At 37.8% G+C, this 15909-nt stretch carries 11 protein-coding genes; 3 read left to right on the top strand and 8 right to left on the bottom strand.

What is annotated here, in order from left to right; genetic code table 11:
• Positions 1-77: 77 nt before the first annotated feature.
• The 4 genes from ACI6MV_RS03575 to ACI6MV_RS03560 are packed head-to-tail and all read right to left on the bottom strand — an operon-like array spanning position 78 to position 3978.
• Complete coding sequence (locus tag ACI6MV_RS03575) at positions 78-704, bottom strand: YesL family protein (RefSeq protein ID WP_407268563.1); 627 nt, start codon at positions 702-704, stop codon at positions 78-80.
• Between the two features lie 24 nt (positions 705-728).
• Complete coding sequence (locus ACI6MV_RS03570) at positions 729-1613, bottom strand: carbohydrate ABC transporter permease (RefSeq protein ID WP_407268562.1); 885 nt, start codon at positions 1611-1613, stop codon at positions 729-731.
• Positions 1613-2557 carry a carbohydrate ABC transporter permease gene (locus tag ACI6MV_RS03565; RefSeq protein ID WP_407268561.1) on the bottom strand — a complete coding sequence of 315 codons (945 nt, stop codon included), beginning with the start codon at positions 2555-2557 and terminating at the stop codon, positions 1613-1615. The genes ACI6MV_RS03570 and ACI6MV_RS03565 overlap by 1 nt, the downstream gene beginning before the upstream one ends.
• 29 nt (positions 2558-2586) lie before the next feature.
• On the bottom strand, positions 2587-3978 hold the full coding sequence (locus tag ACI6MV_RS03560) for an ABC transporter substrate-binding protein (protein WP_407268560.1): 1392 nt from the start codon (positions 3976-3978) through the stop codon (positions 2587-2589).
• Between the two features lie 218 nt (positions 3979-4196).
• On the opposite strand from ACI6MV_RS03560, the gene ACI6MV_RS03555 reads away from it, so the two are divergent.
• Together ACI6MV_RS03555 and ACI6MV_RS03550 are read left to right on the top strand one after the other, a co-directional pair.
• Complete coding sequence (locus ACI6MV_RS03555; protein WP_407268559.1) at positions 4197-5996, top strand: cache domain-containing sensor histidine kinase; 1800 nt, start codon at positions 4197-4199, stop codon at positions 5994-5996.
• Positions 5997-6032: 36 nt separating this feature from the next.
• Complete coding sequence (locus ACI6MV_RS03550; RefSeq protein WP_407268558.1) at positions 6033-7655, top strand: response regulator; 1623 nt, start codon at positions 6033-6035, stop codon at positions 7653-7655.
• A 150-nt stretch (positions 7656-7805) separates the two neighbouring features.
• Here the strand turns inward: ACI6MV_RS03550 and ACI6MV_RS03545 are convergent, their stop codons facing one another.
• Entirely contained in the window at positions 7806-12428 is a 4623-nt protein-coding gene (locus ACI6MV_RS03545; protein WP_407268557.1) for a discoidin domain-containing protein, read from the bottom strand.
• Between the two features lie 533 nt (positions 12429-12961).
• The gene (locus ACI6MV_RS03540) at positions 12962-13858 is read right to left on the bottom strand and encodes a phosphatidate cytidylyltransferase (protein ID WP_407268556.1); all 897 of its coding nucleotides are present in this window, start codon (positions 13856-13858) and stop codon (positions 12962-12964) included.
• A 107-nt stretch (positions 13859-13965) separates the two neighbouring features.
• On the opposite strand from ACI6MV_RS03540, the gene ACI6MV_RS03535 reads away from it, so the two are divergent.
• Positions 13966-14523: a hypothetical protein gene (locus ACI6MV_RS03535; RefSeq protein ID WP_407268555.1), complete on the top strand. Its 558-nt coding sequence runs from the start codon at positions 13966-13968 to the stop codon at positions 14521-14523.
• A gap of 11 nt (positions 14524-14534) precedes the next feature.
• Here the strand turns inward: ACI6MV_RS03535 and ACI6MV_RS03530 are convergent, their stop codons facing one another.
• Entirely contained in the window at positions 14535-15080 is a 546-nt protein-coding gene (locus tag ACI6MV_RS03530) for a GNAT family N-acetyltransferase (protein ID WP_407268554.1), read from the bottom strand.
• A gap of 29 nt (positions 15081-15109) precedes the next feature.
• The gene (locus ACI6MV_RS03525; RefSeq protein WP_407268553.1) at positions 15110-15442 is read right to left on the bottom strand and encodes a hypothetical protein; all 333 of its coding nucleotides are present in this window, start codon (positions 15440-15442) and stop codon (positions 15110-15112) included.
• Positions 15443-15909 lie beyond the last annotated feature (467 nt).

The raw sequence follows: 15909 nt of genomic DNA, 5'->3' as shown, positions 1-15909 counted from the left end.
TTCACTCAGATCTTGAAAAAAAGCCGTTAGTCATGCCACTAACAGCTTCTTTCATAGGATTTGATTCTATTTGAATATTACGTTGAAGTAATAAGCTTGTTTTCAATTTTTTTATACGTTTGGTCTGCCTGCTTCATAATCACTAAACTAATGACGCTCCCTGACAAGAATGGGAAAACGGCAGGAACAAACATAATAAGATAATACATAGCCAATCCACTAACAATAATAAGCAGCAACGATAATGGTGATGATACGCCAAAATGAAGTGCGTATTTTAAATATTGTACTGGCTGTAATTGAAAGGAAACAAATACAGGAAAAATAAATACGAGCGTTACAATGTACAACAAGGTTAAAAATAATAATATCCCTGATAAAATGTTCGTTAACCAACCGTCCAAATTACCAATAAATAAATAATCTATATATAGTAAAAATCCACCTATTAAAAGCAGCCACACAAGTATATTTGCCTGCCAAAAATCTTTTTTATAGGCATGCCAAAAGGTTGAAAAGACTTTTATATCTTCCTCTCCCATCACCCATTTACGAACAACCGTGAACATCGACGAGGTAGCCGGTCCTATTCCAAAAAGAAGGAGGCCGAGCAAACTAAATCCAATCCATAATAAATTGACATAAACGAGACGTGTAATCCATTCGCAAATCCTGTAAAACCAACTATTTATGCCGATAGACATGTGAAAGCCCCTCCTTTACTTCTATTATCCTTTAATAGAACCTGCCATCAAGCCTTTGTTAATTTCATCGGTGAAAATTAAGTACATAATAATTGATGGAATCGCAATTAACGACATAACCGCAAATTGGGCACCATAATTAGAGGAATATTGTCCGACAAATTGAATAATGGAAAACGGCAATGTTTTAAACTCATCCAATGTAATGAACGTATAAGCCATAATAAACTCATTCCAGCAGTTAATAAAATTCACAACGCTAATCGTTGCGATCGCTGGTTTAGTGATTGGGAATATTACTTTAAACAGTATTCTCCATATACCAGCACCATCAATAACCGCCGCTTCTTCAATTGATCGTGGAATAGTTTCCATAAATCCTGTCACGATAAACATACTAATTGGAATGTTAAAGGCCGTGTAAGGTAAGATCAAAGCCCAATAACTATTTAATAGTCCTACTTCATTAAAGATAATAAAGTTTGGTAATAACGTAGCATGAATTGGAATCATCATACCTAACAAAATTATATTCAAAAATAACACACTTAACTTCCACTTCATTCTAGTGAACGCATATGCAAGAAGAATCGAAACGAAGGCAGTAAGTGCGACAGAAACAAACGTAACTAACACACTATTAAAGAAGTACGGCAATACGTTCCCTTGCGTAAAAGCACTAACATAGTTTTCCCATTGTGGTGGTGAAGGAATTTGCAAAATCGCATCACCAAAGAAATCCCCACTTGTTAATAAAGAATAATCAAACAGCCAAAGCAATGGAAATAGCTGCAGAAATCCGATAATCGCCATACAGATGTACAATATAATTTTGCCTACACCCGGGGTTTTTCTTTTTGGTTTGTGTGAAATGTTCATGTTTGGGTTTGTATTGACTTGATTTTCCATTAATATTCACCAACATCTCTTTTAAGAAATTTGTTTAAAACAACGGTGATGATTAGAACAACAATAACGAATATGACAGAGATCGCATTACCATAGCCGTATTGTGAAGAGGCAAATGCGGTTTGATACAAGTAATTACCGAGTAATTGTGTACTATTACCTGGTCCACCATCTGTCATTAAATAAACAACTTCCATTTGTTTTAAACACGTGATTACCGCAATAATAATCGCAACCCTTGCCATTGGTGCGAGTAGCGGAATAACAACTTTTGTATATAATTGAAATGGGTTTGCCCCATCAATCTTAGCTGCTTCAAACAGTTCTTCTGGCACTCCTTTTAGTCCTGCATAATAAAGTAAAAATGCGTATCCAAACCCTTGCCACATCGTTACGACAATAATAGACCATATCGCGATATCTGGATTACCTAACCAGTCCTGTTTTAATGCAGATAGTCCAATCGCTTCTAGTGCATTATTAAGTAATCCGTATTGTGGATTATAAATACTAGCCCATAACTTTGCTATAACAACAATTGATATGATCGCTGGTATGAACAAAATCGTGCGCAACACCTTTTCCCATCTACCGCAATGCGTGATCAAAATCGATAAAAGAATAGCAATTGGGTGCTGAATAAATACGGTTGCAAGTGTTAGCAGGATTGCATTTACTAGCGCTGTTCGAAATATTTCATCGTTAAAAATAATGTTTTTAAAGTTTTCAAAACCAATAAAGTTATAATCTCCAATACCGCCCCAGTCTGTAAATCCATAGTAGACACTCATTCCGATCGGAAAAATAATCATCGAAACAAGAATTAAGAAGCCTGGTGCAACAAGTAAGAAGATTGTTTTTCTATCAGACATCAGCTGATTCATCTCTACCACTTCTTTCGTAAAAGTACGCTCTAATGTGGAAGATGATGGTACGTTTCGCACCATCACCTTCTGTATTCATTTCTTAGATTTTATTCGGATGCTTCGCGAGCTTTAGCAGCTGCTTCGTCTAATTGTTCACCGAACTCTTCTGCTGTAACGTCACCAGTGAATAGCTGTTGGTGAAGACTCATAATTGTTTCTTTAAATTCTGGTGTTGAGTCATCAAGTACTGGTGTACCACTAGCAGATGTTACACTGTTGAACAGATCAACCATTTGCTTCTGAAGATCAGATTCTTCTCCAGTTAGTTCAAAATCTTGCGCTGGCATTGCTGCGCCACTTTCCCACACTAGTTTTGGCCAGTTGTCTGGGCTATAGAAGTATTTTAAGAATGCTTCTGCTTCTTCTTTATGCTCTGAGTTTTCAGCGATTGAGAATCCGCCACCTTGATAGATTACTAGATCTCCTGCTTCCGCATTATCAGATACTGGATAGTTCGTAACTGCCACATTTTCTCTAAAGCTTTCTGGGAAGTTTTCGTCAGTAGCTAGACCCATTTCCCATGCACCCATCAAGTACATTGCAGCTTGTTCCTGTCCAAATAAGTTTCTTGCCGTACCATAATCTGCAGTTAACCAACCATCGGCAAACACGCCTTCATCTGCCATTCTTTTCATTTTTTCAGCTGCTGCAATTACTGCTGGATCTGTATAAGAAGCATCACCTGCAAGTGCTTCATCCATTAAATCAAAGCTGCCTGTTTCACGTTGTAATGCATAATCAAACCACATTGGAAGAATCCAACCTTCCATCGCATTTGTTACAACTGGGTTAATGTCTAATTCACGTAATTCTTTAGAAACAGCAATTAATTCCTCTTCTGTTGTTGGAACCTCTAAACCGTTTTCTTCAAACAGGCGTTTGTTATAAAATAACGGTAAAAAGTCTGTATTCTTCGGCAATCCATATAACTTACCATCACTGGAGAATCCATCAAATGATCCTTCAATGAATCCATAATCACCGTAATCTGCCGGGTCAAGCTCATGTAGCAATCCATTATTAATTAATGGAGAAATAAAGGAGGATTGTCCCCATGTCATAAGAATATCTGGCAATGAATCGGTAGAAGAATAAATTTTGATTTTATCTTTATACGGTTCATCTTGAAGCGCTTCCACTTCAATCGTGACGTGTGGATTTTCTTCCATGTAAGAATCAATGATTTGTTGCTCTACACCACCCATACCTGTCTCACGATCTGGATTAGTCGAGAAGAAACTTAACGTAACATCTTCCGGTTCTTCTGCTGCTTCATCTCCATTCGTTGCATTTTCACCTTCTGTTTCGTTTGTATCTGTGTCATCTTGTGTGTTCTCGCTATCCGTGTTATTATCTGTACTGCTTGAATCGTCGCTACATGCGACTAGTCCGAAAGAGATAATAACAACAGATAATAGTAATAATAACCACTTCTTCATGATATTCCCACCTTTTATATTATTTGTATCTTGGTCTTGCTACATTTAATTTTAGAGTTTAAGACGTGTGAAAACAATGTAGCATTTTTTAGAAACCGTTTGCACTTTTAATAGGTTTTGTTAACCATATTAGTTCTTTTTCATTTATATAGTATACTAGTATCATAAGATGAAAGCGTTGCCTAGCCGATTTTATTTATTAGAATTGAGGTAGTTTTATGAAGAAAGAACAGCTACTCCATACATACTTAAACTTACCTATTCGGTTTAAAATACTACTTTGGTTTATTCCATTATTGCTTGTTACAATCGCATTTACTGGTTGGTATTCTTTCTATACCGCTAAAAACCAAGTGTTGGAAAAAGTAACTATTGCACAGCAGGAATACGCCAATCAAGTAAGTGATCAACTCGATTACATATCTAGAGATGCTGTTGATTTTACGAATTATTTATTTTTACTTTCCAGTGTTCAACAGTTTCTCAATCCGATTACGCAAGAAGATTCACTAGCCAGGCGCAAACAGATTAATGAGATTGTTTCGAGTCTGTTAGTGAACCAGAGAGACATGCAATCACTAGTTTTATATGGGTTTAATGATCAAGTCCCTCCTCTGGCAGTGAATCAATCTGGTATTACTAGTACGATGCCGTTTCAGAAATTCAAACAAACGAATCACTATCAACTTGCAGTACAACAAAAAGGAAGGCCATCATGGACATTACTCAAAGGAGATGAACAGCTGTTTGAAGGGGATAACCGTACAAAAATAATGTTAACAAGAGTAATAAAAAATTCTTATACCCTTAACGATTTAGGTATCGTTGTTGTTGGCATTAATGAGGAAACATTGAGAAAAAAATACACAGAGGGATTGAGCAACAATGCACAGATGTTCATCGTAAACAACAATAAACAAATCATCACTTCCACAGATGAACAGTGGATTGGAAAAGATGTGTTCGAAACACCATTTTTCAAAAACAACAAAGAGAATCAAATTAGTCCAATAAATAAGGAGTGGCTGTTATCTAGTTCAAAACAATCCGCTTTCGGATGGGAAATTCTTCTTATCCAACCGAGAGATGAGCTATTGGAAGAGCTGGGTACGATTAAAGTATGGACATTTCTTGTTACCGCATTTTGCTTTGTTGTTGGTGTGTGGATTTCTTGGTATGTTTCTTCTATTATTACAAAACCGTTAAAAAAGCTAACAAAATCTATGTATCTGGTGCAAAGAGGGGATTTTAATCAAAGAGTTGAATTTCGTGGAAATGATGAGGTAGGAGCATTAGGTAGAGGTTACGACATGATGGTACAACGTATTAAAAGATTAATTGATGATGTCTACATGTCACAGCTCAGGCAAAAGGAAGCAGAGTTAAAATCTTTACAAGCGCAGATTCATCCACACTTTTTATATAACACGTTAGATACAATATTTTGGAAAGCACAGCAGCGAAAGGAAACAGAGATTGCAGATATGATTTACTCCTTATCTCAGTTTTTCCGTTTAAGTTTGAGTGATGGGAAAGAATTCGTGACAATTGGCAATGAACTATTGCTCGTTGAAAATTATCTTGCTTTGCAAAAGACGCGATTTGTGAATAAATTTTCTTATGAAATACAAATCAATGAGGAGCTTAAAAATATACTTGTTCCTAAACTGTTAATTCAGCCGCTTGTCGAAAATTCGATTATCCATGGACTGAATTTAGTTGACGACAATGGTTTTATTTACATTCATATCTCAAAAGAAAAGGAGTATCTATTGCTGGAAGTAATGGATAATGGGGCTGGGATAGAAAGCTCTAGACTACAACAGCTAAATGCTTATTTACAAGCTACAGCTACCAATCAACCAATCAGGCCAGAGGAGCAACGACCTGGATATGCCTTGATGAACATAAGTGAAAGATTAAAGCTAAAATATGACGCACAAGCAACAATGATGATTGAAAGCACACAAGGTGTTGGTACGAAGATCAAAATCAAAGTCCCAATCACCTATATTTAACAAGGTCAACAAAATACAAAAGTAGGTGAACTCTTTATGTATAAGCTATTAATAGCTGAGGATGAAGATACAATTCGTCAAGGAATTATTTCAACAATTGATTGGAATAAGCATAATATCGATATTTGCGCAGAAGCAACAAACGGTCAACAAGCGTTGGATTTGATGAGCTTGCATCAACCCGACATTGTCTTAACCGATATCCAAATGCCAAAAATGAGTGGTTTAGCATTCATCAGATCTGCCAAGCAGCAAGGCTATACGTTTGAATCTATTGTACTGACCGGATTTGAAGATTTTAACTATGCAACAGATTCAATCCGATTAAACGTTTTTGATTATATGTTAAAACCTGCTCAGCCTTCTAAAATACTGGCAGCTGTTTTGAAAATCATCCAAAAGCTAGAACATAAAAAATTAGTAGATAAACAGCTTCATATGTTGGAACATTATACAGATAAAAGTATTTATTATGACAAAGTAGAACAACTAACACGATGGTTTCACTTTCCAGAAAGCGCTCCATTAGAGAAGCGCCTGGAATTACTCCCAAAACTTAAGATGAAAATAAATAATAGTGAAGCACTGCATGTAGGAATGCTTTCGTTAACACCACGACAAGAAAATCAATTTATGGTCAATGATTATGAATTATTAAAATTCGCCTGTATCAATATTACAACCGAAACTTTATCTGCCTTTTATAATAATAAAATCGAAGTGATATTTGATCATGATGCTCTTGTATGGATTGGGAATGTCTCACACAACTATGAACCTAACAATCTTAAAAGCTACTTAAGTACATTGTTAGATAATTTCAAAGCATATTTAAATCTAACTATTTGTGTTGGGGTCGGTTCTGCAAAGGAATCGATTATCGATATTCATCAATCTTATAACGAGGCACATGCGGTATTAGATGAACAATTTTACCATCGGGAAGAGCATTTCTTTTTCCACGAGGAAATACATGATGCAGTAGAGAAACAAATTTTACATGATAAAGAATTAGCTGTTCTTGAAGATGAAATCATCACCCATATGTATAACAAAATGTACGATTCTGCTTTAGACAAATTAGAAAACTGGTTGAGTTATCTGGAAGAGAATAGCTATTACCACAAAGAGCAAATCAATTTAAAAGCAATTACACTAATTGTAGAAATGCAAAAATTTGTTCAAGGTAACACGCTAACGAAAATCGAATGGGAAAGTGATTTAATCAACTGGATTGAACAACTACCAACGATGCGAACATTTGATGATATGTCTTCCATCCTGAAAAAAATATTTCGAAATGTCTTTGAAATTCTAACTGCTGAGAAATCCGTTCATCATACGGTACAAAGAGCACAAGCAATTATTGAAAAGCGATATAGCGATAATATCACGTTGGAGTCTGTTGCCAATGAAGTATTCGTATCTAGTGCCTACTTAAGCTCATTGTTTAAGCAAGAACTAGGTATTAACTTTTTGGATTACTTACACCAATATCGCGTAGCACAGGCTAAAGTATTACTTACAAAAAACTTAAAGATTTATGAGGTTGCGAACAAAACAGGTTACAACGATGAACGCCATTTTAGTAGTACATTTAAAAAGTGGACGGGGATCACGCCATCCCGGTTCCAGAAAGAAACGAAAATAGTGAAATAGATAGCGAAAAGGGCGTATTTTCCACAGCGTCGGATATTCATTCTTTTGCGCAACAACAATAGCTAATTTTTCTGCACTTATTTTTTAGACCTAAGTAAAAAAGGCTGCCCTGTCGGACAGCCTTTTTTACTTATACTCGCAATCTACCCTTTAATTACTCATTCTTCTTCTATATTGAAAAACAAGAATACCCGCACCGATTGCGAACAAGATGATACCGATTAGTAACCAGTTAAACATGCCACTCGCTGTATCTGGTAATTCATCTTCTTCGTCTTGATCGTCACTTGGATCTTCTGGTTGTTCATTAGCGGCTTCAACAAACACACCATACGTAGAGAAGTGTGGTACTTCTAATGTGATTGTTTGGTTTGTTTCATCTACTTCTCCGCCTTTGTACTCCCATTCTCCTGTTTCTTCATTATAATAGTAAATTGCTACTAAGTTAGGGTCGACGTCATCATTATAGCTTAATACTAATGTGAATGGTCCTGCAGGAGGTGTTTCTCCATTTGGATACTCAAATGTAAATTCAAGTACATCACCTGCGATGATCACGCCTTTATCAGTAGTATCTGGATTTACTTTTGTTACCTTCACTTTTGTTCCAGCTGGTAAATCTGCTGGCATCTTCACTTTTGCATTCGTACCAGAGATTGTGTATTCCTTACCAGCAGCAACTTCTACAAAAGTACCATCTGTTCCTATTTCAGTAATAGGTTCCTCTGTTCCAGGTTCTTCTGGATCTACTGGGTCAACGGGATCTTTTGGATCTTCCGGGTCCTCTGGATCTACCGGATCTGGTGTTGCTTCTAAACCATCAATTGCTGCTTGCAATGCATCTACTGCTGCTGTTACTTCTGCATCTGTTTCAACCGTGCCTAGCACTGCTTCTGCTTCTACGATTGCGTTTTGTAATGCTTCGAACGAGCTTGCCGTGTATGCACCGTCTCCATTAGAGATTGCTTTAGCTGTTGTGATTAAGTCTTCTAGTTCACTCACATCCACCGGATCTGGTGTTGCTTCTAAACCATCAATCGCTGCTTGCAATGCATCTACTGCTGCTGTTACTTCTGCATCTGTCTCAACCGTACCAAGCGCTGCTTCTGCTGCTACGATTGCGTTTTGTAATGCTTCGAACGAGCTTGCCGTGTATGCACCGTCTCCATTGGAGATTGCTTTGGCTGTTGTGATTAGGTTTTCTAATGCACTCACATCTACCGGTTCTGGTGTTGCTTCTAAACCATCAATCGCTGCTTGCAATGCATCTACTGCTGCTGTTACTTCTGCATCTGTTTCAACCGTGCCTAGCGCTGCTTCTGCTGCTACGATTGCGTTTTGTAATGCTTCGAACGAGCTTGCTGTGTATGCGCCGTCTCCATTGGAGATTGCTTTAGCTGTTGTGATTAGGTTTTCTAATGCACTCACATCCACCGGTTCTGGTGTTGCTTCTAAACCATCAATCGCCGCTTGCAATGCATCTACTGCCGCCGTTACTTCTGCATCTGTTTCAACCGTGCCAAGCGCTGCTTCTGCTGCTACGATTGCGTTTTGTAATGCTTCGAACGAACTTGCCGTGTATGCACTGTCTCCATTGGAGATTGCTTTGGCTGTTGTGATTAAAGCTTCAAGTTCACTTACATCTACGGGTTCTTCACCGTTATAAATGACATCAAGCTCATTAATTGACCACCAGCTAGTGGACGTTGCCATTTGTACAATCTTGACATAGCGTGCTGTTTGCTCTGTGAAATCAATCGTTAGATTAGCTTCTTCTATGTCAGATCCACTTGCAACAGGCGTCCCCCAATTCGTACCATCCGTAGATACATAAATCTCATATGCACGTGCATGGTCACCATTTTGTTGTGTTAAGACCACCTGATTAAACGTTCTCTCTGATTTCATATCTACAATTAAATATTGGCCAGGTTCCATTGGTGTACCAGATGACCACCGTCCGTCAACCACTCCATCAAGTAAAATGGCTGTATCACCTTGTGCCGCTGTAATATTGGTTGTAATTTCCCATTCCGAACGATCGACTGGTTCATCAGTTCCTGGGTCTTCTACTAGTCCATCTATAGCTGCTTGTAATGCTGTTACTGCCGCAGTCACTTCAGCTTCTGTTTCGACAGTATCAACTGCTGCTTCTGCTGTCGAGATTGCAGTTTGTAATGCTTGGAACGAATCAGTCGTATAGGTTCCGTCATCATTCTTAATTGCATTTGCTGTAATTATTAGATTCTTTAGTTCTGTCACATCTACTGGATCTTCTGTTCCAGGATCTTCAGAACCTTCATAATCGACGACACTTAATTCATTCACCGTCCACCAGCTTGGATCGACAGTGCCTGTTTGCTCTACTTTAAGATAACGAGCAGTTTGTTCTGCAAAATCAATAAAGATTTTTGCAGTTTCACCTGTACCTTCTGCAACCGGGTCTCCCCAATTCGTACCATCATTAGAAACGTATACCGCATATCCGCGTGCATAGTCCCCACTACCATTGGCATCCAGTACAACACGCTCGAAGGTTTTTTCTGCTTTCATATCAACAGTGATAAACATACCAGGTCTCATTGCCGTTCCAGATTGCCAATTAGTATTTAAATTGCCATCAAGTACATTGTTGGCATTCGTTGTGTTACCATTAACGGTTCCGGTAGCTGTCCAACCAGTCCGATCTAACACAATTTCTACCGCAGTAGTTTTAGCACTAGCTATATTACTAGCTGCTGATTCGTTTGATGCTGCATCTATAGCTTTAACTGTATAGCTATAAGTCTTAGTAGCATCTAGTCCAGTATCGTTGTAAGAGGTGGACGTTGTTGAACCTACAAGTGCACCGTCACGATAAATATTATACTCAGCTACTCCAGCATTATCTGTCGATGCTTCCCATGTTAATTCAATTTCATTACTAGAAAGAGCTTTCGCAGTTAAATTAGCAGGAACAGTTGGAGCTTGATCGTCGCCACCTAAGAAATAAGCGACGTTTGCAACCATATCACTGCTACTTGTGACATTATCACCTATGCCGTTTATGACGTTCTCAATTTCACTTCCTGCCATCCCATTCAACCAAACGGTCGTCATGTGGTTCATACTAATGCCATCATTATTCGGCGTTTCGAATGAGTTGTACAAGTTAACATCCGCATCACGGAAATAAGAATAACTTCCCGCACCCCATAATGTATGGTTATTAACATCATCAGCTACTTTATAAGCAGCATAACCATTTTGCGTACCATTATGACTCATCCATGATGCCTGGTCTGGCACATCGTATGGAATTTCATTTTGATAGAAATACACGCGTCCATTCTCACCATTCCACAATGTTTGGTATTTCTGATAGTGTTCTACAAATAAACCATACATGGTAACGTCATCACCATTGGTTACGAGACCGTAGTCTCCAGTGTTAACATCCCAACCAATTCCTGTGCCATGGTCACCTCGCCAAACCCAAAAGTGGTCAACAATAACATCGTCAGCATTAATCTCGACACTTGTTTCGGCCCTACCAACATGAGCTCCACCTATTCTAAAGAAGATATCATGAAGAGAAATAGGATTTTCAGCATGATCAGCTGAACTACTTTCCGGACCAACCTCTAATAATTGTTCCGATTCAACTTCGCCTGCATCAAATAGAAGTCCTGCAATTTGAACGCCATCTATATCAGCAACCTTCATTGCAGTAGTTCCATTTTGTGGAATGATAGTAGGGTAGCCAAACCCATAAACTATGGTATTAGGGTCATTAACCTCAATTGGTTCATCCACATAATAAACACCTGGTGTAAAAATTAAATCTTTACCATTATCTAACGCAGCGTTAATTTCTTCGTCACTATGTGATGGATTAGCAATAAAGAAATCATCAAGGGATCTTGAAGTACCAGGTGTTTGCTCACCATTATCCCACGTTACACCTGTCCGATTTTCTTGAAGTTCAGGAACAAAAAGCTTGTATTCACCATCATCAGAATAAAGATACGGCTTTTCTCTTACTACTGGTATTTCGTCAATAATCGTATAAGTACTCTCCGGGTAAGGAGCTAAGCCATTAGGCGCTTCATTACTTTCATCACCTAATAAAACGGTATTCCACAAGCTTCCATCCCACTTGTTATAGTTATTATTTCTAGAAAAGAACTGTTGCTGAGATGCTGGAAGTACATTCGCATCAATTACAGAGTCAGCAATATAACCTCCACTTACCCAACCAGCTGCATAGGATGGTGTTAAATCCCATAACCATAATGTTTTATCAAAATGCATACGACGCATTGGGGCCGCTTGTGAGACTGCCCATTTTGATTGATTAGCAGTTTCCTTGACAGAGAAGTTTTCAACAGAACGCCAGAAGTTACGTGTTCCATTCCCCTCTGTCCACTGAGCATCAACATCAAAGGAGCCATTAATGACTACATCATCTGGATTTTGTCCTAATCCAGCTACATGGGTGTAGAACCCAACATCGATATCGACATTGTACTCACCTGGCATAAAGTAAAATGTAGCCCGGTGATCGGTAAACTCAGCTCCACCATCACCATCTTCTAATATAGCAAACTCACGATCTAGGATCTCTTGGATATCACCATCATCCATATCATCGGTAAAAACATAGACGTTTTCTCCAAAAACGGTATCATTTGCTCCATCTGTCGTGGCAGCATTTGAGACGGATGGACTACTTAGCAGTAATACAATGAATGCGGCAATTACAGGTACTGTCCATGAAAATTTCTTCGTCATTGATTAACCTCCATACCATACTTTTTCTTCTTTCCAACAACCACTTCCAAGGTCTAGTTGAATCTTAGAAACACGCCTATCTTACTGAAGTTCATCATGAAAGCAGGCGGTTTATTCACCTCCCATTTATTGTTTGCTTTTATTTCAAGAGACTAAAATCATGATTGCTCTCTTCATCAACTCAAGAAATAAAACGCTTACACATAAAATTGTAGTGGACACACATTTGTGTAACAAGCCATCGTTTTTTAACTTTACCGTGTCATTTTTGTGAATTTTCAGTAATTTTATTAAAAACCCTATTGTAATCTATTGTTATTTGTAAAAAGCAGCTATATTTTGATCATAGATTTTCACTTGAAGAACCAGGAAATGACGGTATTTTAAAGCCAGGTGACACAAAAGTAAAAGTACATTCCTTCACTGCAAGGGAAATTAACATAGAAAGACTACACAAAAAGGTTCTATTCTCCTCTTTGTGTAGCCTTCCATTTAACTATTTACCCGTTGTCTATATTAGCTTCTAGTATTTATTACATAAACTCAAAAAAATACCTCGTAACATGAAAAAAAATCGGTGCCGTATATGCCAAGCTATCCACCCTATTTAAATATCTACCTTTTATAAGTTTTTCACTGCCATCTTTTCCAAGTAATAAATCTCTCCGCAGTACTGATACCGTTAAAATACCGATAAAGCCACTGATACTTATGACTGCTCCAGACAATACTCCATACAGCGCTGGAAATGGTGTTAAATATCTAAATAACCAAAATGAAACCAACATCGTCATTACTAATGAAAATACCATACCACCCCACGTAATATACGGATTCGCAGACGGGACTATTTTATATTTTCCAAAATAAATAGAATAGATGTTTTGAATCACATCATTTAGCTGCGTTAAAATGACAAGAAATAGCACTAAGTTTGCTCCATATTGCGGTGTTGCGAATGGAAAGTATGCGAGGTGGCTTAACCCAAACACCATCAGCATCAGACCCCATTGCGTGGAGCTAACTGAACGTAAGAAACCAACCGTCCCTTTACCAATCATGCGCGGTAATGGCAAAAACAGAAATACATATACTGGGATAAAAACAATAAACATGCCATACCATTCAATATAGATCCAGTAAAATTGAATTGGAATCGTTACGTATGCCCATAAAAATAAACGCCGATCTGATTTTCTCGTTTGCCACAAAGAGAAATATTCTCGTAAGGCAAAAAAGCATAACACCATCAATGACAGCAAAGTGACAACTGGATTAGATAGTGTGGCAAGAGAGAACACGACGAACATTCCCCACCACATTTTCACACGTAACCAAATTGGGGAAAAATCTTTGTTCGGCTGTTTTTTTCGCCATATGTAAAGAATCAGGCTAATCACACATAAGCTAAGAAATAAAATAGTTATCATAGACAATGTTTCAACCAATAGATTCACACTTTCTATATGCAAAATTTGGAGTTCCTGTATAATTAACAATAGGGGATTAGTGCGGATTTTAAAAGAGGGGATTTTCCATGGGAGATCTAAATAGACACGTTTATATATTATTGACAGACACAGGAACGTTATTTACTTCATTAATTAAAAAATATACAAAAGCACCCTATAACCATGCATCTATTTCTTTTGACCGAGAGCTAAACGAGTTATATAGCTTTGGCAGAAAAAAACCAAAAAACCCGCTCAATGGTGGATTTGTCAAAGAAGATATCTGGACTGGCACGTACAGCAAATATCCAGAAACAACCTGTGTCATTTACGAGCTAGACGTTAGCGAACGCGACGTCGAAAAAATGAAGCGCGTCCTGAACGTGTTTATCCGAAACGGAGATAAATACTTGTATAATATTCTAGGTGTGCTTGGCGTTTCGGTAAAAGAACCGATTGAGTTTAGTAATTCCTACTTTTGCTCTCAATTCGTTGCAGAAGTGCTTAATCGATCTGGAATTAAATTATGGGATAAGCTACCAGCCTTAATCACACCAGAAGATTTTCGTAATAATGAGCGGATGAAGCTCATTTATGAAGGACGATTAATGGAATATGGGCCGGTGAAACAGAAGAAGAACTAACCATTCACTGGTCAGCCATGAAACCGTCCCATCATGATCGTATTATAATATTTTCCGTCGGATAAGATCTTATCTTTTTTAAGGATACCTTCAACTTCAAAACCATATTTTTTATATAAATTGATCGCTTTCTGATTCGTTTCAAGCACCTTTAGCGTTACTTTCTTCACAACAACCGCGTCAGCCCAGTCTAGCGATTGTTGTAATAAGTTCTCACCGATACCGTATCCCCAATACTCTTTTAACACGCATACACCGAACTCCACTTTGTGCGTGAACCGCTGTAATTCGCTCCCTTCACATCTTGAAAAACCTACAATTCTTTCATTTACTTCCGCGACTAAAAATAGGTTACGTGCACTTTCTGTGTCTTCATAAATGAGTTGTTTGAATCCAGCCTCATCAATATATGCTTCGCCTTGGACGCGGTCTAAATTCTCGGTCTCGCCGTCGATTTTCCATCTTACTGTAGACAACTGTTCCGCATCTTTCTCTAGAGCAGACCTCACTGCGAAGTGTAACCCTTTTATATGAAACTCACTTTTGTTAACCTTCATTCTACTGCCTTCCAATCATGATTTATAAGTTAATACTGGTGATAGATGGTCTCCGCTGGCATAACGCTTTTAATAAAAGCAATATCATCATCAGAAGCTTTCGGTGAGTAGAATTCCTTTCCCCAATGACCTGCATGAAAAATAGAACTGGAATCTTTATATAAAAATAAAGAAAACCACTTTATTTTTTCGTGCCTGTCTAAAAGATAGTCATCTATGCGTGGATTGCTACTCCCCTTAAATATGGTCATATTTTCTTCGAGCGTACTTTCAAGTGAATGTTGAAAAAGTGATTTTATTTCTTCGATCACTTCGGTTTCTTCATTCCAACAATGGATTTCAATCGTGTTTGCTAATTTCAAAAAGTGTTCGATTAACGAAATCCAATACCCACTGCTTTCTGTCTCCTGTACTGCAAAATAAATTTTATTTTCCAGCGTGATCGCCCTCTTCCTGTTTTCATTTTAGCATAGAAACACCCAGACCAGTTTATGATTTGGGCTACTTATTCCAAGAATTAATACAATTTTCCCTGACAATATAAATTCGTTGAAAGCTTCTTGAACGCTTGTATATCAAGCTTTTGGCATCTGTTACAATAGCAGACCTCACTATGTAGTGAACACCATTTTTATAAAACGCCTTTTCTTTAACCTTCATTTCAGCGCCTGCCAATCTACTTATTTGAGAGAGATATATTTAATATTAATGATAGTTTCTCTCCTCTGGATCATACTATCTCACTTTCAGAACATGCTAGTGAAAAGAATTCCAATTCAAATTCGAGCGTTTTTTTGCTTTTTATACTACGAAATTTAGTCTCCTCCAG

Origin of the sequence: Radiobacillus sp. PE A8.2 (assembly GCF_045635475.1) — a bacterium.
GTDB lineage: Bacteria > Bacillota > Bacilli > Bacillales > Amphibacillaceae > JBJGXI01.
The sequence above is the reverse complement of the archived record's forward strand: the minus strand, read 5'-3'. Positions and strand labels throughout refer to the sequence as shown.